Raw genomic sequence first — 22,367 nt, 5'->3', positions numbered from 1 at the left:
GCATTACATCCCTGCCATCCGGTCGCGCACCGCCTGGCGATAGCGTCGGCTCATGCGCAGGCGCGCGCCGCTTGCCAGCACCACGTCGTATTCGCCGTCGGCGCCGATGCCCAGCGCGCCGACCCGGTCCAGGTTGACGATCGCGGAACGATGGATGCGCTGGAAGCCGTGCGTGGCCAGCAGCCCATCGAGTTCCGCCAGGCTGCGGCGCAGCATGTGGGCCCTGCCGCCCGCATGCAAGGTCACGTAATAGTCGCTCGCTTCGATCCAGTCGATGTCGCAAAACTTCACCACCTCGAGCGTGGCACCGTTCCTGATCAGGAAGCGCGCGCTGGCACCGGGCAGGCGCAGCTGCTCTTTCGCCCGCGCCAGCACGCGCTCGAAGCGCGCGTCGTCGAACGGTTTCAGGATGTAGTCGAGCGCCCCGACTTCGAAAGCCCGCAACGCGAATTGATGGTGCGCGGTGACGAACACCAGCGCGAACCTCGGCGCCGGGCCAGATCGCTCGAGCAGCTCGAAGCCGTCGCATTCGGGCATGTCGATATCGAGGAACACCAGGTCGGGCGCCAGCGTTGCAATGGCGGCCAACGCTGATTCGGCCGATCCGCATTCGCCCACCACCAGCAGCGCCGGATCGCGCGCCAGCAGGACGGCCAGGTTGCGCCGCGCCAGCGGTTCGTCGTCTACGATCAGGACGCGCATACTGGCCAGTTCTCTGCGTCCAGCGGCAGCGAGATGGTGGCCACGACCCCGGACGCGCCATCGTTTTGCAGCGTCAACGCCTGCTCGTCACCGAACAGCGCGCGCAGGCGCTGGCGCGTGTTGCCGAGGCCGACGCTTTCCACGATCTGCTCCGGCAACAGGGGGCCATCGTTGGCCACGCTGACCGTGAGCCGCGCGTGATCGCTGGCGACCGTCACCCGCAAAGCGCCACCCCTGGCGCGCCTGGCAATACCGTGCTTGATGGCGTTCTCCACCAACGGCTGGACGATAAAATCCGGCACCTGCGCGTGCATCAGGTGGGCGGGGACGTCGATCCGATAGCGCAGCCGCTCGCCAAAACGCATGGACTGGATGTCGAGGTATTTGTGCAGGAAATCGCACTCTTCTGCGACGCTCACGAACTGGCGCGCGGACTGGTCGGTCACGCGGCGCAGCAGGTCGCCCAGGCCGGCGGTCATGGCGATGGCCTCGGTTTCGCGTTTCTCCCGAATCAGCGCCGTGATGGCGTTGAGCGCATTGAAGATGAAGTGCGGTTCGAGCTGCAGGCGCAGGGCGGCCAGTTGCGACTGGGCCAGCAGCGCCGCCAGGCGCGCCCCGGCGGCCTGCTCCTGCAACAGCCGCGCGCGCGCGTCGACGCTGGCGGAAAACACCAGAATCGCGCCATAGAACACCACGTCGCCGACCAGGTTGCCGAGGAATTTCGAGCGCAGCAGGGGCAGAAAAGGATCCGGGCCATGGTGGTACGCGAACGGATTGGTGACATGCTCGAGCATGGACGTCCATGCGGCCCATGCCACGCCGATCGCCAGGCACGCAGCCGCGTGGACCAGCCACGCTTGCGGCGCGCGCGACGGCAAGGGAAAGCGCCGCTGCAGCATCAGCGGGATGGGCGTAAATACCGCCCACACGGCCCACGACAGCACCGACACGATGAAGAGCGTCGTCCAGGCGTGGTGCATGTCCATGGCGCGCATGGAAATCAACGTTTGGGTGGCGTCGAACAGGCCGAGCGCGAGCCAGGCGCCACTGGCGTAGCGCCAGATTTGCGTAAAGGAAGAAGAGCGTTGGTTCATGGCACCATCATAAGGAAGATGGCGCAGCGCCGGGCGCATTTTGCAGCCAAGCCACGGCCAGCTGCAGCCGGACGCATCGTGCAAACAGCGGCGCGATGGGACACTGCAAGCCTTGCCCGGCAGGGTGTTTCAATCAAAAGGATCCAGCATGAACCGACGTTCCCTCTTTCGTTTGTCGACGGCAGCCGCGTTGACGGCGGGCTTGCCAATCGCGGCAGCAGGCGCCCGGGCGGCGCCGGCCAGCCCCCTGCGGCCACCGGCCGCAGGGCCCATCACGGTGGCGTTTTTGTTGTCCAGGAATGCCCAAGTCATCGACTTTGCCGGTCCATGGGAAGTGTTCACCGCCGTGGGCATACCGGGCCAGCCGCAGCAGAATGCCTTTCAGCTGTACACAGTCGGCGCGACGCGCGACCCGATCAAGGCCACCGGTGGCATGACCATCACTCCCGACTACACCTTCGCCACCGCGCCGCCGCCGAACTTGATCGTGATCCCGGCCCAGGGCAACCACAGCGACACCGTGCTGGCCTGGATACGCGATGCGAGCGTCGGCGCCGACCTGACGATGTCGGTCTGCGCCGGCGCTTTTATCCTGGCCAAAACGGGACTGTTGTCCGGCAAAGCGGCGACGACCCACCATGGCAACTTCACGGAATTTGCCATGCAGTTCCCCGACATCGCCTTGCAGCGAGGCGCGCGCTTCGTGGAAGACGGCAAGTTCGCCACCTCCGGCGGACTGTCGTCGGGCATCGATCTGGCGTTGCGCGTGGTGGAGCGGTATTTCGGCCGCGCGGTAGCACGCAACACTGCTTACACGCTCGAGTACCAGGGCCTGGGCTGGCTCGATCCGCGCTCGAACCAGGCGTATGCAAAACGGCCGCGCGGGACCGCCGCGCATCCGCTGTGCCCGGTGTGCGACATGGCCGTCGAGAAGGCGACGGCGCCATCGTCGATCTTCAGGCGCCGGACCTATTACTTTTGCATGGACGCGCACAAAAACAGTTTCGACGCCGCGCCCATGCCTTTCCTGGCTTAGAAGGTTGTTAGCGCACGCCGACAAACGCTGCGCTGTTGGTGCGACCGGCATCGAGGCCGGCGATGATCAGCTGGCGCTTGCCGTTGGTGAGCACATAGCTGACAGCGATGCCCTTGATGGTTTGCCCGGCCAGCACGCACGGCGCCGCGCCGAACGTCATGTTGACATCGAAAATGTTTTTGCCGGAGGCGCGTGGCACGAATGCACCACTGAAGGTGCACGCACCCGAGGTGGCGGTGAAGGCGCCGGTCGAGGTCACCGTGAAGATGTTCGAGGTGCCACGCAGGGAAGTCAGGCTCCACGAACCGGCCAGGTCGGTCAGCTTGGGCGTGGCGTTGTAATTGAAGACAGCGGTGCTGATCGGCGCGCTGGTAAAGCTCACGCTGCTGCCGGCTTCCACCACGCTGCCGTTCAAACTGACGCCCGGCGCATACGTCGCAGTGACCGTCGCACCCGTCCGCAGCGTGGTGGTGGTGGAATCGACCACGTCGGTGGCGCTGAAACTGCCGTTATTCGATTTGCCGTTGCCCTGCAAGAAGCCTTCGATCCCGAAAGCGCCGCCAGCGGTGCGCCCGTACATCGTATAGAACTGGTCGTTTTCCAGCACGATGGTCTGGTGCTCGCGCCCGTCCGAGAGCGTGCCGATATACGTGTCCTGCGCACTGGCCAGAACCGGTGCGGGGGTGGTGACGACGGGCGTGGTGGTGGCTGGCGTGGTGGGCGCGGCCGCTGCAGGCGAGGCGCTGTCGCCACCACCGCCGCCGCATGCAGCGAGCAGGGTTGCCATCACTAGCGAAAGTGCGGGAACTGCCAGTTTGGTTTGCATGAAGTGATCTCCAGAAATTATTATAAAAACAAATAATAACCACAAATCAACTTCTTTTTATTTCATGCGAACCGAATAGAACGGGGTCTACAACTGCCCTGCCGCGCCGTCCGCGAGCGCTGCGTAGTCCGCTGGTGCATGCGCGTAATGGTCCTCGAAAGCCTTCAACAGCACAGCGTCGTTATCGATGATGGCGCCGTAGGCTTCTTCGAGCGTCTCTTCCAGCTCGCACGCATCGAGTTCCTGGGCGATGGCATGCTGCCCTGCCCCGATAATGCCGGCAATATTCCCGAAGCCAAAATAGCGATACGCGGCGCGCGACGCGGCCACCTGGTCGGCGCTCAGGCATTTGATGGCATGCAGCGCGCCCATGTTCATCACCAGGCCGTGAAACGTCAGCAATGCCATCAGCGCGATGTCGCCCGTGCCTGGCGATGCCGGTCCATTGCCGCAGGCGCGCTGCCAGATTTTTTCGGGGAGGGTGAGGTCGTGCATGGCGTGGCTCCTGCTGGCAAGTTGGTCGGAAGTGCCCCAGTGTAACGGAAGCCGCGGCGCACTGGCCGACGATGCGGACCAGGCCGTGATCGACGACAAACACCCTCAAGGCTTACGTCTTCGCGCGAATCGTGTTGCGGATCACGCCCACCCCGGTAATCTCGGTCTCCATCACATCGCCGTCCTTGAGGAACTCCTGCGGCTTGCGCGCAAAGCCGACACCCGACGGCGTGCCGGTGGCGATGATGTCGCCCGGTTCCAGCGTCATCCCGCGCGACAGTTCGGCGATGATGCGCGGGATCTTGAAGTACATCTGCTGGTAGCTGCCATTCTGCTTTTCCACGCCGTTGACGCGGCAGATCACGCGCACGTCATCGAGTTTCACACCGGCCGCGCTGACAATCCACGGACCCATCGGGCCGTGGCCATCGAGGCTTTTGCCCTTGGTGAAGAACACCAGGTGATCGGGCAGCTTGTCGACGACCTTGTCGACGCGCGCGTTTTTGCCTTCTTCGAAATGGTCCAGATAATTCCAGACGACGCAATAGATGTTGCGGTCCGGGCGCGGAATCGGCGACAGAAAGCGCGCCTGCGCCACCGGCAGCAAGCCGGTCTTGCGTTGCGCCGCCCGCTCGACCAGCAGACGCAGTTGTTCAAGGCCGGCCGGCTTTCACGTCGACCATGGCCCCGTCATCGAGCACCACCACCAGGCCGGGGGTAGCGCTCGCACCCAGGGCACAGGTCGCCAGGCGCGCATGCCGAGGCTGGCGGCCAGCGGCGGCACCGACCGCACGTTCACAGCAGCAGCAGCAGGCACGGTGTCCTGGGCCGAGACGGCGCGGCCGGCGCTGGCGATCAGACCGCCGATGAGGGTGGAAGTGCCTGCCTTGAGCAGGTTGCGGCGGTTTGTCATGGGTTTGCTCCGTTGATATTGTTGTGCTGGGACTGCCAGCCAGTGTCGAGCAAATCATGTCATCGGCTTGAACCTTGAAATGCCAAGAGAACATACGCGCAATACAACAATATATCTCAGCAATATTTCAATAAATAGAAGTTAACTTTCATTAATTCAATACATCGTTCTTCGAATAAGCGCCGGCTGTCGAGAAAATTTACAGCTAATGAAACGCATATCGATCGTCGTGTTTTTATTTTATAGAAATCAAGTAGTTAGAATAAAATAAATCACTGGCACGCTTTCTGCTCGCTGGATAATTTCACCTGAACCGGAGAATCCCATGACCATGCGATCCCTGAGCAAATTAATCGTCAGCTTGTCCTTACTGGCCTGCACTTCCGTGTTTGCAGCACCGCTGGTCGTGAATGTTGCCGGCATCCGCAGCTATGCCGCAGAGGGCAGTAGCGCGAATACGGTTCTCTCCTTTAATGTGGGTGCCTTCGCTACCATTACCGACGTCTCGTACAACGTCAACGTCACCGCATTTAGGCCAAGCTACCTGTCCGAACTGAGCTTGTATTTTGGCGACACGGACCAGTCGACCGGCGTGTTCTTTACACCAGGCTTTGAGGATGACCATCCAGGCACCGCTAGTTACGCAGGCTCGGCCAGTCTGGTCGATCTGGGCCTGGACTTCCAGGTGGGCGCCGACGGCCTGCTCCGCCTCGAGTTCTATGAAGACTTCAACGATGCGTCAGTGTCGCCTGACGGCATGTGGAATTTCGGCACCATCACCTTCACCACCGACGCTGTCGATACGCCGCCCGGCAACGTCCCCGAGCCTGCCAGCGGACTGCTGATGGGCGCTGGCCTGGCGCTGATGGCCTATTCGGCGCGCCGCCGTCACGCGAAAGATGCTGCTTGACAGGGCAAGAGCAGCGCGGCCCCTGCATACAGGCCCGGGCAAGCTGCTTTTTATATGCAGAATTAATAATGAACGGTTTTTATAGACTTATGAAAACAAGTTTATTGTTCAAATAATTTTACTGTCGATAAAACTTACATTTCACAAGCCGATCAATCGACTGAATTTAATTTATCTATATAAATCAACCACATGGCATAATCATCTTGACTGGCATGCTTTTTGCATAACTAATATGCCTACACTTTCGGAGATGGTCATGTTGCTGCGTTCACTACATAAACTGCTGATCGGTTTGTCCGTTTTTGCTTGCACATCCGTGTTTGCGACACCGATCACGTTCGACGTGCGCGGCATCCAGAGCTACGGCCAACTCGGTGCGCCGCAAAATCCGGTCTTCCTGCTCGACGTGGGCGCGAACGCGACGGTTACCGGCATTGCTTACAACGTCAACCTTACGGCGTTCGATCCCAGCTGGCTTTCCGAAGTCACCCTGACCTACACCGATTCGATCAGGTCGGTCGGCGGGAACCTCGCCCCGGCATTCAACGTGGACGCATCGGCGACGGGAATGTACTCGCGCCTGGTGAACCTGCTTGCCCAGAACCTGAGCTTCAGTGTCGGCGCCGATGGCATCCTGCGCCTGGAGTTTAGCGAATTTTTCGATGATGAAAAGGTGACCCCGGACGGCATCTGGAACTTCGGCAGCGTCACGTTCTACTTCGCCGGCGACCCGGTTCCTGCAAGCGACGTCCCCGAGCCAGGCAGCGCGCTGCTGCTCGGCGCTGGCCTGGCCATGATGGGCTATTGCGGCCGCCGCCGCCGGGCCGGCATGCAAGCGGCCGCGTAAGCGATCGATTCCGTACTGCGGCAGGATGGCCCGGGCTGCACCCCGGGCCATTTTTACGTGTGCATCCTGTGCAGCGCCTTGTCGACGCTGTTGGCCAGCTCCGACAGCTCGAACGGTTTGCGCAGCACATAATTACTGCCGATGACCTTGTCCACCGCCTCCATGTCGGCGTACCCGGTCGAGATAATCATCGGCAGGCCGGGATAATCGACACTGGCACGCTGCACCAGCTCGGCGCCGGTCATGCCGGGCATCAGGTAGTCGGTGATCATCAGGTGCGGGCGCTCGCGCTGCAGTTCGCGCAAGCCCGCTTCGCCGTCGCCGGCCGGCGTGACCAGGTAGCCCAGCGCCTCGAGCGATTCCACCATCGACTGGCGCACCAGGCTGTCGTCTTCCACCACCAGGATGCGCGCGCCGGTTTGCGACCGGCGCGGGCCGCTGCGCGCTTCCACCTGCACAGCACGCGCCGGCGCGGCAGCCACGCGCAGCCAGATTTCGACCGTCGTGCCCTCGCCCTGCGTACTGGTAACACGCGCGCTGCCGCCCGATTGCTGCGCCATGCCATACACTTGCGACAAACCCAAACCGGTTCCCTTGCCCACGCCCTTGGTGGTGAAGAACGGCTCGAACACCTTGGCCATGACGGCCGGGCTCATCCCTTCGCCGGTGTCGGTGACGGCAATCCGGACATATTCTCCGGCGTTCAGTTCCACCGGCGGCACGGCACGGGCCGCATGAATGCGCAGTTGGCCGCCGCCCGGCATGGCGTCGCGCGCATTGATGGCCAGGTTAATCAAGGCCATTTCCATCTGGTTGGTGTCGGCCATGACCCAATGGGCGCTGTCCTCGACGTCAATGGAAAACTGCACGCTGGAGCCGAGCGAGGTGGCCAGCAGTTCGCGCACACCGGCCAGCATCGCTGGCACCGCTGTCGGTTTCAGGTCGAGGCGCTGGTTGCGCGAAAACGCCAGCAGCTGGCTGGTCAGTTTGGCCCCCTGCTGACACGCCTTGCGCGCCACTTCGGCGCGGCGCCGGGTGGTGGCGTCCTGCGACATCATCAGGATCAGGTCCATGCTGCCCTGCACAACATTGAGCAGGTTGTTGAAATCGTGGGCGATGCCGCCGGTGAGTTGGCCCACCGCCTCCATTTTCTGGAACTGCATCAGCGCCTGCTGGACCCGTTCGCGCTCGAACGCTTCGGTCATCAGGCGGTCGTTGGCCAGCGCCAGCGCGCGCGTGCGCTCGTCGATGCGCGATTCGAGCGTTTCGTTCAGGCGCACCAGTTCGGCCTTGCTGCCATGCAGGCTGTCGGCCGTGCGCGACAGGTCGAGCAGCACGTCGCGCGCCGCATACTGGCGGCGCCGCCCGCGCAGTGCGGCCAGGGTGGCGCTGTGCAAGGTTTCGGTGTTCAGGGGCCGCTCCAGCATGATAACGTTGCCGAGCCGCGCCAGCAGCACATTCGATTCCTGGCGCGCCTTCACATTTTCCGACGACACCAGGATCACGAACGGAAAATCGGACCAGGCTTCCTGCGCCTCGAGCGCGCCGATCAGGCTGGCGATGTCGGCGCTGCGCAGCGCCTCCTCGGCCAGCAGGGCCGCGCCGGCGCCGGCCGCCATCGCGTCCACCAGTGCGGCCAGGGTGTCGATCCCTTCGCACACAATGCCCTGGGCCTGCAGCACGCGCAGGATCACGTCCTGGTCGCGCCCGCGCGGCGCCAGCACCAGCAAGCGCTCCTCGAAACTGGCGCTCACCTTATGGCGCAGCATGGGCACTGTCGTCGCGCAGCATCGGCGTCTTGCCGCGGTAGGTGGGCAGGCCGGACAGCACGCCTTCGAACCCTTCCAGCGCCGCGCCCACTTCAATGCCGGCCGCGCCGATACGCAATTCGTGGATGGTCAGCGCATGGTCGCTGATGCGGCTCTTGATGGCGGTGACCGCGCGGTGCAGCCTGCCGTTCGACTCGAAAAAGCGCAGCATCAGGGTGGCGTCGGAGAGGTAGCTCATGTCAATGTCGGCGCGGATGTCGCCGATCAGGCCGTGCTGGCCCAGAATCAGCACGGTGGTCACGCCCTGCCCGTTCAGATACGTCAGCAATTCATGCATCTGCAAGGTGAGGTATTGCTCGCCGGGCATCGCTTGCAGGTAGGCGTTCAGGCTGTCGATGACGATGAAACGCGCCCCCATGTTTTCCACGTCGCCGCGCAACATGTGGGCAAACTCGCCCGGCGCCAGTTCGGCCGGGTCGACGTGCTGGACTTTCAACTGGCCGCTGGCGATGTAGCCGGACAAGTCCATGGCCAGCGCCGCGGTACGGGCAAAAAAGGTACCCAGGCCCTCATCGAACAGATACAGCGACGCCGCCTCGCCGCGCTGCAGCGCCGCCAGCAGGCACTGGGCCGACAAGGTGGTCTTGCCGATCCCGGACGGCCCCACCACCAGCGTATTGGTACCGGCCGCCAGGCCGCCGCCCAGCATGGCGTCGATGCCGGGCATGCCGGTCGAGTGAATCATCGGCTGAAACGCGCCGCTGTGATCTGCCGCCACCAGGCGCGGGAACATGACGATGCCGCCGGTGTCAAGGATGTAGTCGTGGAAGCCGCCGCGAAATTTGATGCCACGCATTTTGACGATCGACACGCGCCGTCGCTCCTTGCCGAATTCCTGCGGCAGCTGCTCGAGGCGGATGACCCCGTGCGCAATGCTGTGCAGTTGTTGGTCGGACGTCGTGGCCGAGCGGTCGTCGAGCAGCAGCACGGTGCACGCGCGCGTGGAAAAGAACTGTTTCAAGGCCAGAATCTGGCGCCGGTAACGCAGCGGATTTTGCGCCAGCAGGCGCAGCTCGGACAGGCTGTCGAAGACCACCCGCGCCGGCTTGTAGTCGTCCACCCGCGTCATCACCTTGCGCGCGGTTTCACCCAGCTCCACTTCGGACGAGTGAAAAATCGATTGCTGCGAATTGGCGTCGAGCTCGGTCTCGCTGGCCAGTTCGACAATCGAAAAGGCAGCGATCGACCAGCCATGGCTGGCGGCCACCGCCTCCAGCTCGTCCTGCGTTTCGGACAGCGTGATGTACAGCCCGCGCTCGCCCAGCGCCACGCCTTCGAGCAGGAATTGCAGGCCGACGGTGGTTTTGCCGGTGCCCGGCGTGCCCTCCACCAGGTAAATACGCTGCGGCGTCAGGCCGCCGCCGAGGATGGTATCGAGGCCGGCAATACCGGTCGACATGCGCGGCGTGGCGGAGGGCTGATGGGTGCTGGATGATTCGGTCATGGACATGTTTTCAACATTATGCAACGAGGCTCGACCGTACTTTATCCAAACCCACGGCACGATGGCGCACGCCACGCCACGTCAAGGTGCTGCACCTCAGCGCAAGACCGGCCCCCGATACGCCATGACCAGTCCTTTCGGCCCCACTGCCCAGCCCGCCGTGCCGGAGGCAAAACCGACCGTATTCATCGGCACGCTGCCCAGTTCTGTCCAGGTCAGGCCGGCATCGAGCGAATAGCCGCTGCCGGCCAGCCCCGCCGCGACGATGGCCCTGGGCGCACCCGGCACCGTGGCCAGCACCGACATGAAGCCGGACGGCAAGATCGACGCCGCCTGCCAGGTGGCGCCGCCATCGGTACTGCGGGCGCCATTGCCGGTGTCCAGTTTTGGCGCGCGGTAATCGCCCCCGGCGGCCATGCCGGTGCGGCGGTCGAGGAATGCCACCGAGAAGGCGCCGCGGCTGGGCGCCGCGGCGGCGATCGGCAGCAGCGCCGCTTGCCAGCTGATGCCGCCATCGGCCGAGTGAAACGCGCGCGCCTGCGCGGCGCTGCCCGAGACGATCCAGGCGTCGTTGCTGCCGGCCACCGACAGGCAGGTGCCGCTGGCGGCAAAGGCGCCCTCCCCTGCCAGCGCTTCCAGTCCCCGCGTTGCCCTGGCCTGCCAGCTCAGGCCGCCGTCGCCGGTGGTATACACCTGAAACACGCCGTCGACCGGGTCGCCCAACAACAGGCCACGGCGCGCGTCCCAGAACGCCAGCGCGTCCCAGAAGCCGGCCGCCACGGCGTTGATCGCCGTCGACTTCCAGGAAGCGCCGCCATCGGTGGTGCGGTAAATGCGCGAGGCGGCGCCAGTACCGGCGCCCATTGCGATTGCGGTGTCGGCATCGAGCGCGTGGATGTCGCGCAGGTCGATCGCGCCAGCGTCCGGCACATTCACCGCCGCCCAGTGCGCGCCGTCGACGGTGCGGATCACCGTGCCGTTCGCGCCGCTGGCCCAGGCCACCTTGGCGCTGACCACGGACAGGCCGCGCAGCTCGACGGTGACGCCGCTATCCTGCGCTTGCCAGGCCGGTTCGGCGGCAAATGCTGCAAGGCAAGGCAACAGAAACAAGGGCAAGGTGCGCAGGTGCATGAACGGTCTCGGGTGGTGGGCAATGCTGACGATTTTACAACAGCGCGCAGGTCATGCCCCTGTCACACGCTGCGACTAGGCTGGCAACTGCCTTGAAAAATGGGAGAGCATCATGCTGCTGGCGCGCTACGCACTGGCGATCATCGACAGCGAGCGCGCTTGCGCGCGCCGGTATATCCAGCAACTGCAGCTCAGCATCCAGGCCTTCGCACCGGCCCAGGTCCGCGAGCGCGCCGAGCGCCTGATCGAATTCGCCGAAACGCGCCAGCGGGTACGCCTCGACAATTGCCTGCTGCCGGCCCTGCGCACGGCCGCGGCGCTCGGTGACGGCGGCAGCGAGGCGGAGCGCAGTTCGGTGCGGGAAATTGAACAGCTGGCGCGCATGGGCAGCGAGATGCTACCCGGCCTGCACGAATGCCTGCGTTATCCAGGGGCAGTGTCGCTGCCGGCGTTCCTGAAAGCGTATTGCGGCAACCTGGCGTTGCGGCTCGAATGCGAGGAAACGCGCTTGCTGCCGCTGGCCTGCCACCTGCTGTCAGCGGAGGCGTGGTTTCATGTCGGGGCCACGTTCTTGCGGCATGACGAGGAAACGGGCGTCAGCAATTACGCGATCTCGGCGAAGGTGCATTGATACCGGACCGAACGGGACAGCAACAGCGCTAGCCTTCGCCCGCCACCGAGTCCAGCCAAAGCTGCCCACGCTTCGTCATCTTGGCCGGCGCCCCCGCGATAAACCCGCTCGACAGCAGCCACCGCTCCACACTGCCATCGAGCGCGCCGCCGTCTTCGAGCTGACCCAGCACGCTCACGCACTTGTGCTGGAACAGCGCCCGCTCGCCCTGCTTCGATAAGCTCAGCTCGCCGTCCGGCTGGCGCGCGACGAGGCCGAATTCGAACAGGCGGCGCGGCATCGGCGCTTCCTTTTCGAGCGCACCGCGCCATTGACCCTGCTCCAGGGCCAGCAACACATCCATCTCATCCTGGTTCAACTTGCCTTGCAAATGCTTCTCGCTTCTCGGTGGGTGAGGCAACGCTTGCCAAGGCTGCCAATGATGGGGGCGTTTGCTCTTTTTTCAAGCCGGCGCGACCGCCCGCAGGGAAACGCGCCCGCGCCCGGCGTCCTTGGCGGCGTACAGGGCAGCGTCGGCGCTGCCCAGGAATTGCTCCATTGTCGCATTTTGGGCGCTGCCCGTGGCGATACCGACACTGCAACTGACGCTGACAAATTGGTCGCCCACCGCAAAGTCGCCCTGCATCGCAGCCAGAATTTTCTGCCCCATCGCTTGCGGCAGCGCCGGGTCGGCCAGGTTCTCGAAAATGACCACGAATTCATCGCCGGCCAGACGCGCCACGGTGTCGGTGGCGCGCACCGCCTGGTTCAGCCGGCGCGCGAATTCGATCAGCACCCGGTCGCCCACGCCATGGCCAAGCGTGTCGTTGATGCGCTTGAAATGGTCGATGTCGAGATAGGCCAGCGCCAGCGCCGTGCGGGTGCGCCGCGCGCGCGCGATGGCGGCGTCGAAGGTTTCTTCGAACATGCGCCGGTTATGCAGGCCGGTCAGCGGATCGGTGCGCGCCTGCGCTTCAAGCGCCGCCTCGGCCCTGGCGCGCTGCTGCGACAGGCCATAGAAAGCGCGTGAAAGGTCGCCGAATTCATCCTGCCGGCCGACATTGAACACGCTGATGTCGCTGCCGCCGCCGGAAAGCCGCGCTACGTGCTGACGCAGCGCGCCGAACGGGCGCAACAGGCGCAGCACCGTCAGCCAGCCAATCAGGCCAGCGACCGCCGCCACCCCCGCCGACGCCACCAGCGAATTGAAGCGCATGTCGATCAGCGGCGCGAACGCTTCCCCCAGCGGATAGACCGAGCCGACGATCCAGTCGGCCGTGCGCAGCCGCTTGTAGCTCAGCAGCGCCGGCGCGCCGGTACGGCTGGCGCCGATGGCCCAGCCATCCACACCGCGCAAGGCGTCCAGCATCGACGGCGAGGCCGCACCATGGTCGCGGACGTTGCCCAGCAAGCGCCCGGATTCGGGATGCTGCACAATCAGCCCGTCGGTGGTGACAATGAACAGATAGCCGGTCGTGCCCGGTTTCAGGGCATTGATCTGGCTGAGAAAACTTGGCTGCTGTAAATCGATGGCCCCGGCCAGCAGGAACACGAAATTGCCAGCCTGGTCATACACCGGCTCGGTCACCAGCACGGTCGGCTTGCCCGAGATCCTGCTCTTGAACGGTGCCGACAAAAGGCCTTGATGGGCGGCGATCGAGGCGCGAAAATAGTCGCGCTCGGCCACGTTGATGGTGCCGATGGTGCGCGGGTCGGCCAGGCTCGCGATCAGTTTGCCGCTCGGGTCGAACGCGACCACATTAAAGAACATGGCGCGCAAGGTGGTGCGGCGCTCCAGCAGCGACTGCAGCCGGCGCGGGTCGTGCAGGGTGTCCTCGTCCAGCGCTTCGGCCAGGCTCGACAACAGCAGGCGTTTCGCTTCCAGGTCCTTGTCGATATAGGCGGCCACACTGGTCAACAGCGCCTGCTCCTGGTCACCCACCACCACCCGCATCTTGCGCTCGGCGATGGCCAGCGATGCCAGCGCCACCAGCCCTGCTGCCAGGAAAACCAGCAGGATCAACAAGGCGGTGACGCGAGATTTGAGGGTGCCGCTGCGAAAATGGAACCGCATGGAGAGAGATCGGAATGCCGGGGCGCTAATGTAACACACGCATCCAGCGCAGCCGGGGCTTTCCCAGCGGCATCGTTGGTGGCATGATGATGCTTTCGTGTCAATGGAGAAAAAAACATGGATATCCGGCTCGACGATCTGACCCACCCGGCGATTCACGCCTTGCTGGAAGAACACATGGCAGGGATGCGCGCCCTGTCGCCGCCGGAATGCGTGTTCGCGCTCGACCTCGACAAGCTGCGCCATCCATCCATCAGTTTCTGGTCCGCGTGGGACGGCGACACGCTCACTGGCTGCGGCGCGTTGCGCGAACTCGATGCCGGGCACGGCGAAATCAAGTCGATGCGCACCCCGAACGCATTGCGCCGGCGCGGCGCCGGCAAGGCCATCCTGCAGCACATCATCGGCGTGGCGCGCGCGCGCGGCTACCAGCGCCTGAGCCTGGAAACCGGCGCCCCCGCCGGCTTCGCCGCGGCCCACGCCCTGTACCTGGGCGCCGGGTTCGTCGAGACTGGCCCGTTCGGCGATTACCAGGAAGACCCGTTCAGCCGCTTCTACACGCTGGCGCTCTGACCTGAAACCGTTGCTCGGTGCGTGAGCGTACAGTTCTGCGTGCAGCGCAAGCGGATCATCTGGTTATTCCATTTTTGTTACTACCAGATGCGTACCTCCCTACCTTCGATCGACAGCGTGCTGGCAGAGCAGCGCGACTGCGAGCCCATCAATACCCTGCATCGCCTGCAGCAGCGTGGCCTCGACCGCCCGCCCTTACCCGGCGCCGGCGCCGGTGCCACCCTGGCGCGCTGGCAAATGCTCGCTGCCGTCGGCGCCCATGACCTGACCCTGGCCAAACTGTATGAGGGGCACACCGACGCCATCGCCATTCTGGCCGAAGCGGGCATGGACGCCGCAGCTGGCCTGTGGGCGACCTGGTGCGCCGAAGCGCCCGCTGCCCGCCTGGTGCTGCGCCACGACGTGGCCGGCTTCACCGTATCCGGACGCAAAGCCTGGTGTTCCGGTGCGGCCCATGTGACGCACGCGCTGGTGAGCTGCTGGAACGAGGCCGGCAAAGCCTGCCTCGCGGCGGTCGCGCTGAACCAGGCCGGCGTCAGCGTCACCGACGAAGGCTGGCATGCAGTCGGCATGGCCGGCTCGCGTAGCGTCGACGTGGTGTTCGTCGGCGCGGCGGTCACGCTGGTTGGCGAGGCGGATTTTTACGTCGCGCGCCCCGGCTTCTGGCATGGCGGCGCCGGCGTGGCCGCGTGCTGGTTCGGCGCCGCCCAGGCGCTGGGCGGCGCGCTGCACGCGGCGCTGGCGCAGCGCCTGGCCGCCGGCCAGCCGGTCGACGTGCATCGCCTGACCCAACTGGGCGAGGTCGACGTCGCCCTGCAGGCGACTGGCGCGCTGCTGCGCGAGGCCGCGGCGCAGATCGACGCCGCCCCCCGCGCCGACGGCTTTGCCCGCGCCATGCGCGTGCGTCTGGCGGTCGAACAGTGCGCCAACACGGTGCTGCATGCCGTCGGCCGCGCGCTCGGCGCCGGCCCGCTGTGCAAGGACGCGCAGCTGGCGCGCCTGTTTGCCGACCTGCCGGTGTTCCTGCGCCAGAGCCACGCCGAGCGCGACCTGGAAGCGCTGGGCCGCGCCATTACACTGGAGGCCGCACCATGGCAACTCTGAACCCGGCGCTCGAAAACCGCCTGATCGTCGGCGCCGGCACCAGCGCTGACGCCTGGCGAACCGATGCCGCGCTGGCCGCGGTCGCACTCACCGATTGCGCGCAACTGGTGGGCAGCGCGACCCGCGTGGTGATCGTCGCGCCCCATCCCGACGACGAAGTGCTGGCCTGCGGCGGCTTGCTGCAGCAGCTGGCCGCCATGCGCATGCCGCTGCTGATCGTCGCGGTCACCGACGGCGAAGCGAGCCACCCGGGTTCCTCTACCTGGACGCGCAGCCGCCTGCAGGCTGCGCGCCCGGACGAAACCATGGCCGCGCTGGCCGTGCTCGGCATCGACGACGTGCCCGTGACGCGCCTGGCGCTGCCCGACGGTAGCGTGGCCGCGCGCGAAGCGGAGCTGGCGCGCACGCTGGCATCCCTGATCGCAGCGGGCGACCTGTTGCTCACCACCTGGCGCCACGATGGCCACCCGGACCACGAAGCGACTGCGCGCGCCTGCGCGGCGGCGGCCAGCGCGTGCGGCGCCGCGCTGGTCGAAGCGCCCATCTGGGGCTGGCACTGGAGCCGTCCAGGCGATGCCGCCATGCCGCTCGACGATGCGCGCCGGCTGATGCTCGACGACGCCACCCTGGCGCGCAAGCGCGCCGCGCTGGCATGCTTCGAAAGCCAGCTGGTGTCCGACGACGCGTCCGGCCACGACGCCATCCTCACGCGCAATACACTCGAACGCCTGTTGAACCCTTTTGAAATGTACTTCACATGAGCGCCCTGACGGCGCAGCAGGCCGCCCATTTCGAAGCGCTGTACGCACAGTCGCCCGACCCTTGGCACGTGCGTGACGCGTGGTACGAGCAGCGCAAGCGCGCGCTGCTGCTGGCGTCCCTGCCGCAGGCGCGCTACGCCAACGCGTTCGAGCCAGGCTGCGGCAATGGTGAATTGACTGCTGCGCTGGCGCCGCGCTGCGAGCGCATCCTTGCGTGCGACGGTTCGGCCAGCGCGGTGGCGGCCGGGCGCGCGCGCGTCGCCTGCCATGCGAATGCCGCGATCGAGCAGCGCCGCTTGCCCCAAGACTGGCCCGACGACCTTGGCGCCTTCGACCTGGTCGTGGTCAGCGAACTGGCCTACTACTTTCCGGCCGACGACTGGCACGCAATGATGGCGCGCATCGTGGCCACGCTGGCGCCGGGCGGCTTGCTGTTGATGTGCCACTGCCGCCACCCGTACGACGACTACCTGACCAGCGCCGATTTCGTGCACGGCGCGGCCCACGCCGCGCCGCAACTGACCGCGTGCGTGCAGCACGTGGAAACCGACTTTTTAATTGATGGCTGGCTGCGCGCCTGAAACTGGAGAACCTGGATGCTCGGCATTGTCATTCCTGCCCATAATGAAGAAGCGTGCCTGCCCGGCTGCCTGGCCGCGCTGTACGTGGCCGCCGGCCACCCGGCCCTGCACGGCGAAACAGTCCTGATCCACGTGGTCCTGGACGACTGCGACGACGGCACCGAAGATGTACTCAAACGCTGGCAGCAGCGCCGCCAGTCGGCCCACGTGGCGCTGAGCTGGTCGCAGATCGACAAGCGCAAGGTCGGTGCGGCCCGCGCTGCCGGCGCCGACCGCCTGCTGGCGCGCGGCGTGCGCTGGCTCGCCTTCACCGATGCCGACACCCAGGTCTCGCCCGAGTGGCTGGAGCAGCAACTGGCGCTGGGCGTGGACGTGGTCTGCGGCTCGGTGGCGGTGGACGACTGGTCGCCCCACGCAGGCCAGGCCGCGATGCTGCGCACGCACTTCAGCCAGACCTACAACGACCGCGACGGCCACCGCCACATCCACGGCGCCAACCTGGGCGTGTGCGCCGTGGCCTACCGCAAGGCGGGCGGTTTTCAGCCGGTGTCATGCCACGAAGACGTGTACCTGGTGGCGGCACTGGAACGCATTGGCGCCCGCTTCGCCTGGAGCGCCGCGCCGCGCGTGGTGACCAGCGCGCGTACGGACGCGCGCGCGCGTGGCGGCTTTGGCGACACCATCCTGGCCGTGGTGGCGGCGGCGACCGGCGCCTTGCAGGTTGCCACCGATCCCTAGTCGCGCGCCGTGCGCCATTCCTGCTGCGTGGCCGTGTCTTCGTGCTGGGCACAATTGGTGAGTCTCAGCTTGCCGTGCCGTTCGATCGTCTCGACGCTGGCATTGGTCGCGCGCTCCGAGATGCAGTAGGTGCCGTTGCCCGTGATGACACGGGTGCGGCGCATGCCATCGCCGGTCTGGTTGACCATCTCCTCGACCTTGGGCGCTTCCCACAATTTGGGCGGCGCCATGTCATGCGCCTTCGCCATGCCGTTTTGCATGCGGATCTGCGGGCTGTCGAGCGGCGCGACGATGTACGGCCGGTTTTCCTTGCGCAGGGCGCGGTCGACCGCGCCGGCGCTGCGCCGCGCACGTTCCATGATGGTTTCCGCGCCAGGCGGCGCGGGTGCATCGGCCGACAGGGACGCCGGCGGCGCCACCGTGATGGCCGGGGCCGGGGCGGAGATCGTGGGCGCGACCAGTACAGGGCGCCGCTGCGCTGCGGCCGGCGCTGCAGAAGGCGCTGCCGGCGACGCGACGCGGCGCGGCGCCGGCAGCGCCACGGGCGCCGGCAGGTCGATCCAGGTAATGGCAGTGCGCGGGCCATCTTCCAACGCCGGCGGACGGCGCGCCATGGTCCAGCCAAGGAGCAGCAGCAGATGGACCACGAGCGTGACGGCAACGCCGGCCACGCGGCGATCCAAGGGTGCAACCGGGAAAGGACTCAGCGAGAGATTGGGCATATACCAAGAGTATAGCCGGGCCGCACGCGCACTTCAACGACAATGATCTTGCTCCGCTTTACTTGCCGTGGCGGCGGCGCGCGAACGCCACGCCGGCCAGGCCGAGTGCCAACAGCGCCATCGTTGCCGGCTCGGGCACGCCGGCCGGCGGGAGCGCAGCCTGGTTGAACGTGATGTTATCGACGCCGACCCAGTCGTCGAAGCCGCCGGGGAGAATGACAATACGGTCGAACAGGACGCTGCTGGCGAAGGCAAGGTTAAATTGGCCGCTCGTCGCGCCGACCACCGTGCCCAGCAAGGTCGCCCCCTGGTAAGCGAGGATGCGGACATTTGCAGCCACCGACACGCCGGCAAAGTCGGCGCTGAAGAAGTTGATGCCGGTGCTGAAAAAAGCCGAGAAACTCGGGTGACCATCTTCGCCAAGCCAGCCGCTGAAGCTGTGCAGCAGGTTTCCGCTGACCAGCGCCGGGTTGCCCAGCCCGCCCACATTGCCGCCGCTGCTGTTGGCGATGCTCATGTTCGTGTTCGTGGCCCAGTTTGCGCCGGATACGCCGGGCCCCGTAAAGGCGTTCGGCGCAAACGTCACGCCGTAGCCGGCGTACTGGTTGGCCAGGACCGCGCCCTCGCCCAAGCCGCCGATCGGGTCGCCCGAGTCGAACGTAATAACTGTGGGGACGGCGAGCGCAGGCGCGCCGGCAAGTGCAGCTGTAGCCAGCAAAAGCGAAACCAGGAAAGATTTAATCGAAGTCATGGGAGCTCCGGGAACGTTCGGGATTTTGTTGGGAGAATCAGACAGTCTGAAACTGATTCGTGCGCGTATTTCCGCACCCAGTATAGGCAGGGCGCGTCAATTTCGTCACGCAAAGTTGATCATATAGATAGACTTCGTGGCAACTTTTCCACACAACCCAGCGCTGGCCTTACGCGTCCGGCAGCGCCGCGTCCACCAGCAGCCACGCTTGCAAGGCCCGGATGCGCAGTTCCGTGAAGTAGCCGCCCGCCTCGTTATAGCGCAGGTAGATGCGGCCGCACTGCATGCAGCGCGCCACGCTGCAGCGGTTGAAGGGATAGTAGCGCGGCGCGATGGGTGCGGCGGCGTCGTCGTAGTGCGTGCGTGCCGGGTGGTACTCGGCGAAGGTCGGCTCGTCATAAGGATCGTCCACCAGCGTGCCGACATCCTCAAAGCGGGCCAGCTCCAGCGACAGCGGCAGCGCCTGCCACGCCGCCAGCGGCACGGCGATGCAGCTGCACGCGACGGTGACGGCGTTCGACGCCTGCGCCAGGCGCAGCAGCGTGGCAAAATCAAGTTGCTGCAAGCTCATTTGGCGCCCTGCCGCACGCGCTCGACGACGTCGTCGACGGCCGCCACCACGGCCTGCGGATGGGTTTCCTGCACGACGTGGCCAGCCCCCGCGACGACGACCACATTGCCTTGTTTCGACAATGCCGCGGTCTCGGCCTGCAAGCTGAAATTCGCCAGTTCGGTGGCCTTGTTCAAGTCGCTCTGCGGCTGCCCGGGCACCGCATACGGGCTCACGCCGCGCGCCAGCACAATGAGTGGCAGGTTGCCGAGCGATGTGCGCGCGGCGCGCAACTGGGCGAAGTCTGCCGGCAGGGCTTGCTGCTCGGCGCGCATCGCTTTCCAGTACGCCGGCGTGCGCCGCTGTTGCAGGTCCACGCTGCCGAGCGCTTTGGGAAAGGACGGCATCACGCCGCCGATACAGGCGTCGTACAGTTCGGTCCCGGCCACGAAGCCTTTGGCGCCCTGGTCGGTGCAGGCGACCATCATGGCGTCGTTCTGCGCTTCCATCGCGGCCATTTTCCCCTGGCTGGCTGCATTCGCGCGCGCACTGTCCTCCTCGTGCATCGGCTCGATCAGGACCAGCCCGCTGACCTCGTCCGGATAGCGCCAGCGGTACAGCAGGGCGATGCCGCCACCGAGTGAATTGCCGACCATGACGTACGGCCCCTTCTCGCCGGCGGCGCGCAGCAGCGCGTGCAAATCGTCGACCGAGCTGGCCAGATCGGCCTGGCGCGGCGCGGCATCGCTGAAGCCGAAACCGGCCCGGTCGTAGGCGCAGGCGCGCGTGCGCGCGGCCACCTTTGGCTGCACATCCCACCAGACCCGTCCCGCTGAGCCGGACTGCGCCTCGAACACGACCGTCGGCGCACCGGTCCCGCTACAGACCAGGTTCAGCTTGCGGCCGCCGATATCGACCAGGCGCTGCGCCTTGGCGAACGCGTCGACAGGTGCTGCCGAAGCCAACATGGAGGCGCTGGCCAGTACCAGAAACAGGCATGTTTTCATGTGATAAACGGAGAGGTTTGGGATGCTCTGCAGTGTAGCCCAGCAGGCACATACTGGTTGAATAACTACAACCAAAAGGCACAATTCATTCATTACAGCAGCGGCACGGGGCTCGCCATTCCCGGACCGGCCTCCCTGCGAACATTGTTGTTGAAAAAGCTCGACGGGAACGGGATCAGCACGCTGCGCCGGGAATCCAGGCGCATTGCCGACTGGGCGCGCGGCGTGTTGTCGCGTTGGCGTTGCCGTACGGATATGTTAATCTCGAAATGGACGTCACCAGGCGTCCCCATCACTTCGTTAATGAGAACCTCATGCAAATCAAGCCTTCCTGCCTCCTCGCCAGCCTGTTGTTGTCCGGCGCCGCCACCGCGGCCGAATTGCCGGCGCCATTCGCCGCGCAGCTGGCTGCCAACTATCCCGCCGTCGAGTCGCTGTACCAGCAACTGCACCGCAACCCGGAACTCGGTTTCGCCGAACACAAGACTGCTGCCAACCTGGCCAAGCTTGCCAAATCGCTGGGCTACGAAGTCACCACCGGCGTCGGCGGCACCGGCGTGGTCGCGATCCTGCGCAACGGCCCCGGCCCCACCGTGATGCTGCGCACCGAGATGGATGCCTTGCCGCTGCTGGAAAAAACCGGCCTGGAGTTTGCCAGCAAGGTCACCACCAAAACCGGCGCCGGCGAAACCGTGTCGGTGGCGCACGCATGCGGCCACGACCTGCACATGTCGGCCTGGTACGGCACGGCGAAACTGATGGCGGACAACCGCAAGGCCTGGAGCGGCACCCTGATGCTGGTCGGCCAGCCGTCCGAAGAAACGGTCTCCGGCGCAGCCGCCATGCTCAAGGATGGCCTGTTCACGCGCTTCCCGAAGCCGGACTACGCGCTGTCGATGCATGACGACGCCAGCGGCGCGTCGGGCGTGATCATGTACCACGCGGGCGCGTTCCGCGCATCGTCGGACGTGGTCAACATCACCGTCTACGGCCAGGGCGGCCACGGCGCCGTACCGCAGGAAACGCGCGACCCGATCGTGATGGCGTCGCGCATCGTGCTGGCCCTGCAAACGCTGGTCTCGCGCGAAAACAATCCGCTCGATCCGGCCGTGATCACGGTCGGCAGCATCCACGGCGGCACGGTCGCCAACATCATTCCCGATCAGGTCACGCTGCAGCTGTCGGTGCGCACCTTCAAGCCGGAAGTGCGCCAGCGCATCCTGGCCAGCATCGCGCGCGAAGCCAAGGGCGAAGCGATGGCCGCCGGCGCGCCGAAGGAGCCGCTGGTCGAAGTCAAGCCGGGCACCGATTCGGTCTACAACGATCCGGCCCTGATGGCCCGAATGGTCACCACGCTGCAGGGCGCGGTCGGGCCGGACTTCGTGAAAGAGATGCCGTCCAAGATGACGTCGGAAGACTTTTCGCAGTTCGGGCTGCAGCCGGGCGTGAAGGCGATCCTGCTGCACGTGGGCGCAGTCGACGCAGCGCGCCTGGATGCATCACGCAAGGCCGGCCAGCCGCTGCCGGGCACCCATTCGCCGCAATGGGCGCCGGACTTCAAGCCGACCGTGACCAATACCATCAAGGCGGAAACGGCAATCTTGCTGGACCTGATGCCGCCGAAGGGCTAAGCGCCCGTCGCAGGCGGCGCTGATCCTGTTCATGC

The 22,367-nt window shown here is 65.5% G+C and carries 26 protein-coding genes; 10 read left to right on the top strand and 16 right to left on the bottom strand.

Annotation, left to right across the window (positions count from 1 at the left end; genetic code table 11):
• Positions 1-3 precede the first annotated feature (3 nt).
• Positions 4-702 (bottom strand): LytR/AlgR family response regulator transcription factor, encoded by a 699-nt coding sequence (locus V6M87_RS01885; protein ID WP_332848029.1) that lies wholly within the window; start codon positions 700-702, stop codon positions 4-6.
• Entirely contained in the window at positions 690-1,796 is a 1,107-nt protein-coding gene (locus V6M87_RS01880; RefSeq protein ID WP_332848028.1) for a sensor histidine kinase, read from the bottom strand. Before V6M87_RS01880 ends, V6M87_RS01885 begins: the two co-directional genes overlap by 13 nt.
• 148 nt (positions 1,797-1,944) lie before the next feature.
• Between V6M87_RS01880 and V6M87_RS01875 the strand changes: the two genes are divergently transcribed.
• Positions 1,945-2,832: a DJ-1/PfpI family protein gene (locus tag V6M87_RS01875; protein WP_332848027.1), complete on the top strand. Its 888-nt coding sequence runs from the start codon at positions 1,945-1,947 to the stop codon at positions 2,830-2,832.
• Positions 2,833-2,839: 7 nt separating this feature from the next.
• On the opposite strand, the gene V6M87_RS01870 is transcribed toward V6M87_RS01875, so the two are convergent.
• The 4 genes from V6M87_RS01870 to V6M87_RS01855 all read right to left on the bottom strand — a co-directional run bounded on the left by V6M87_RS01870 (position 2,840) and on the right by V6M87_RS01855 (position 5,066).
• Entirely contained in the window at positions 2,840-3,658 is an 819-nt protein-coding gene (locus V6M87_RS01870; RefSeq protein WP_332848026.1) for a hypothetical protein, read from the bottom strand.
• Positions 3,659-3,745: 87 nt separating this feature from the next.
• Entirely contained in the window at positions 3,746-4,153 is a 408-nt protein-coding gene (locus V6M87_RS01865) for a hypothetical protein (RefSeq protein ID WP_332848025.1), read from the bottom strand.
• 112 nt (positions 4,154-4,265) lie between these two features.
• Positions 4,266-4,751: a fumarylacetoacetate hydrolase family protein gene (locus V6M87_RS01860; RefSeq protein WP_332848316.1), complete on the bottom strand. Its 486-nt coding sequence runs from the start codon at positions 4,749-4,751 to the stop codon at positions 4,266-4,268.
• Positions 4,752-4,823: 72 nt separating this feature from the next.
• Positions 4,824-5,066 (bottom strand): hypothetical protein, encoded by a 243-nt coding sequence (locus V6M87_RS01855; protein WP_332848024.1) that lies wholly within the window; start codon positions 5,064-5,066, stop codon positions 4,824-4,826.
• Between the two features lie 325 nt (positions 5,067-5,391).
• Between V6M87_RS01855 and V6M87_RS01850 the strand changes: the two genes are divergently transcribed.
• The gene (locus V6M87_RS01850) at positions 5,392-5,976 is read left to right on the top strand and encodes a PEP-CTERM sorting domain-containing protein (protein ID WP_332848023.1); all 585 of its coding nucleotides are present in this window, start codon (positions 5,392-5,394) and stop codon (positions 5,974-5,976) included.
• Positions 5,977-6,235: 259 nt separating this feature from the next.
• Positions 6,236-6,826, top strand: coding sequence for a PEP-CTERM sorting domain-containing protein (locus V6M87_RS01845; RefSeq protein ID WP_332848022.1), 591 nt, complete (start codon positions 6,236-6,238; stop codon positions 6,824-6,826).
• Between the two features lie 53 nt (positions 6,827-6,879).
• On the opposite strand, the gene V6M87_RS01840 is transcribed toward V6M87_RS01845, so the two are convergent.
• The 3 genes from V6M87_RS01840 to V6M87_RS01830 all read right to left on the bottom strand — a co-directional run bounded on the left by V6M87_RS01840 (position 6,880) and on the right by V6M87_RS01830 (position 11,230).
• A complete protein-coding gene (locus V6M87_RS01840; RefSeq protein ID WP_332848021.1) occupies positions 6,880-8,595 on the bottom strand; it encodes an ATP-binding protein in 1,716 nt (571 codons plus the stop codon).
• Positions 8,582-10,105 (bottom strand): ATPase domain-containing protein, encoded by a 1,524-nt coding sequence (locus V6M87_RS01835; protein ID WP_442920541.1) that lies wholly within the window; start codon positions 10,103-10,105, stop codon positions 8,582-8,584. The genes V6M87_RS01840 and V6M87_RS01835 overlap by 14 nt, the downstream gene beginning before the upstream one ends.
• A 90-nt stretch (positions 10,106-10,195) precedes the next feature.
• Entirely contained in the window at positions 10,196-11,230 is a 1,035-nt protein-coding gene (locus V6M87_RS01830; protein ID WP_332848019.1) for a WD40/YVTN/BNR-like repeat-containing protein, read from the bottom strand.
• Positions 11,231-11,342: 112 nt separating this feature from the next.
• On the opposite strand from V6M87_RS01830, the gene V6M87_RS01825 reads away from it, so the two are divergent.
• The gene (locus tag V6M87_RS01825; protein ID WP_332848018.1) at positions 11,343-11,861 is read left to right on the top strand and encodes a hypothetical protein; all 519 of its coding nucleotides are present in this window, start codon (positions 11,343-11,345) and stop codon (positions 11,859-11,861) included.
• Between the two features lie 28 nt (positions 11,862-11,889).
• On the opposite strand, the gene V6M87_RS01820 is transcribed toward V6M87_RS01825, so the two are convergent.
• Both V6M87_RS01820 and V6M87_RS01815 read right to left on the bottom strand, forming a co-directional pair.
• The gene (locus tag V6M87_RS01820) at positions 11,890-12,231 is read right to left on the bottom strand and encodes a hypothetical protein (protein ID WP_332848017.1); all 342 of its coding nucleotides are present in this window, start codon (positions 12,229-12,231) and stop codon (positions 11,890-11,892) included.
• A 72-nt stretch (positions 12,232-12,303) separates the two neighbouring features.
• Positions 12,304-13,914, bottom strand: coding sequence for a sensor domain-containing diguanylate cyclase (locus tag V6M87_RS01815; RefSeq protein WP_332848016.1), 1,611 nt, complete (start codon positions 13,912-13,914; stop codon positions 12,304-12,306).
• Positions 13,915-14,031: 117 nt separating this feature from the next.
• On the opposite strand from V6M87_RS01815, the gene V6M87_RS01810 reads away from it, so the two are divergent.
• The 5 genes from V6M87_RS01810 to V6M87_RS01790 all read left to right on the top strand — a co-directional run bounded on the left by V6M87_RS01810 (position 14,032) and on the right by V6M87_RS01790 (position 17,671).
• Positions 14,032-14,487 (top strand): GNAT family N-acetyltransferase, encoded by a 456-nt coding sequence (locus V6M87_RS01810; protein WP_332848015.1) that lies wholly within the window; start codon positions 14,032-14,034, stop codon positions 14,485-14,487.
• A gap of 87 nt (positions 14,488-14,574) precedes the next feature.
• Positions 14,575-15,591: an acyl-CoA dehydrogenase family protein gene (locus V6M87_RS01805; RefSeq protein WP_332848014.1), complete on the top strand. Its 1,017-nt coding sequence runs from the start codon at positions 14,575-14,577 to the stop codon at positions 15,589-15,591.
• Positions 15,579-16,352, top strand: coding sequence for a PIG-L deacetylase family protein (locus V6M87_RS01800; protein ID WP_332848013.1), 774 nt, complete (start codon positions 15,579-15,581; stop codon positions 16,350-16,352). Before V6M87_RS01805 ends, V6M87_RS01800 begins: the two co-directional genes overlap by 13 nt.
• On the top strand, positions 16,349-16,933 hold the full coding sequence (locus V6M87_RS01795) for a class I SAM-dependent methyltransferase (protein ID WP_332848012.1): 585 nt from the start codon (positions 16,349-16,351) through the stop codon (positions 16,931-16,933). The genes V6M87_RS01800 and V6M87_RS01795 overlap by 4 nt, the downstream gene beginning before the upstream one ends.
• A 15-nt stretch (positions 16,934-16,948) precedes the next feature.
• Positions 16,949-17,671: a glycosyltransferase gene (locus V6M87_RS01790; RefSeq protein ID WP_332848011.1), complete on the top strand. Its 723-nt coding sequence runs from the start codon at positions 16,949-16,951 to the stop codon at positions 17,669-17,671.
• Here V6M87_RS01790 and V6M87_RS01785 read toward each other — a convergent pair.
• The 5 genes from V6M87_RS01785 to V6M87_RS01765 form a co-directional block, all read right to left on the bottom strand.
• Positions 17,668-18,342 (bottom strand): hypothetical protein, encoded by a 675-nt coding sequence (locus V6M87_RS01785; protein ID WP_332848010.1) that lies wholly within the window; start codon positions 18,340-18,342, stop codon positions 17,668-17,670. The two genes, V6M87_RS01790 and V6M87_RS01785, sit on opposite strands and share 4 nt — an antisense overlap.
• A gap of 109 nt (positions 18,343-18,451) precedes the next feature.
• Positions 18,452-19,144, bottom strand: coding sequence for a PEP-CTERM sorting domain-containing protein (locus V6M87_RS01780; RefSeq protein ID WP_332848009.1), 693 nt, complete (start codon positions 19,142-19,144; stop codon positions 18,452-18,454).
• Between the two features lie 169 nt (positions 19,145-19,313).
• Positions 19,314-19,715 (bottom strand): hypothetical protein, encoded by a 402-nt coding sequence (locus V6M87_RS01775; protein WP_332848008.1) that lies wholly within the window; start codon positions 19,713-19,715, stop codon positions 19,314-19,316.
• Positions 19,712-20,701: an alpha/beta fold hydrolase gene (locus V6M87_RS01770; RefSeq protein ID WP_332848007.1), complete on the bottom strand. Its 990-nt coding sequence runs from the start codon at positions 20,699-20,701 to the stop codon at positions 19,712-19,714. The genes V6M87_RS01775 and V6M87_RS01770 overlap by 4 nt, the downstream gene beginning before the upstream one ends.
• Positions 20,702-20,793: 92 nt before the next feature.
• Positions 20,794-21,021 carry a hypothetical protein gene (locus tag V6M87_RS01765; protein WP_332848006.1) on the bottom strand — a complete coding sequence of 76 codons (228 nt, stop codon included), beginning with the start codon at positions 21,019-21,021 and terminating at the stop codon, positions 20,794-20,796.
• On the opposite strand from V6M87_RS01765, the gene V6M87_RS01760 reads away from it, so the two are divergent.
• Positions 21,016-22,332, top strand: a complete 1,317-nt coding sequence (locus tag V6M87_RS01760; protein WP_332848005.1) for an amidohydrolase — start codon at positions 21,016-21,018, stop codon at positions 22,330-22,332. The two genes, V6M87_RS01765 and V6M87_RS01760, sit on opposite strands and share 6 nt — an antisense overlap.
• Positions 22,333-22,367 lie beyond the last annotated feature (35 nt).

This window comes from Massilia sp. S19_KUP03_FR1 (genome assembly GCF_036688685.1).
In the GTDB taxonomy this organism is placed as follows: domain Bacteria; phylum Pseudomonadota; class Gammaproteobacteria; order Burkholderiales; family Burkholderiaceae_D; genus JALYUM01.
This window is presented reverse-complemented; position numbering and strand designations above follow the sequence as displayed.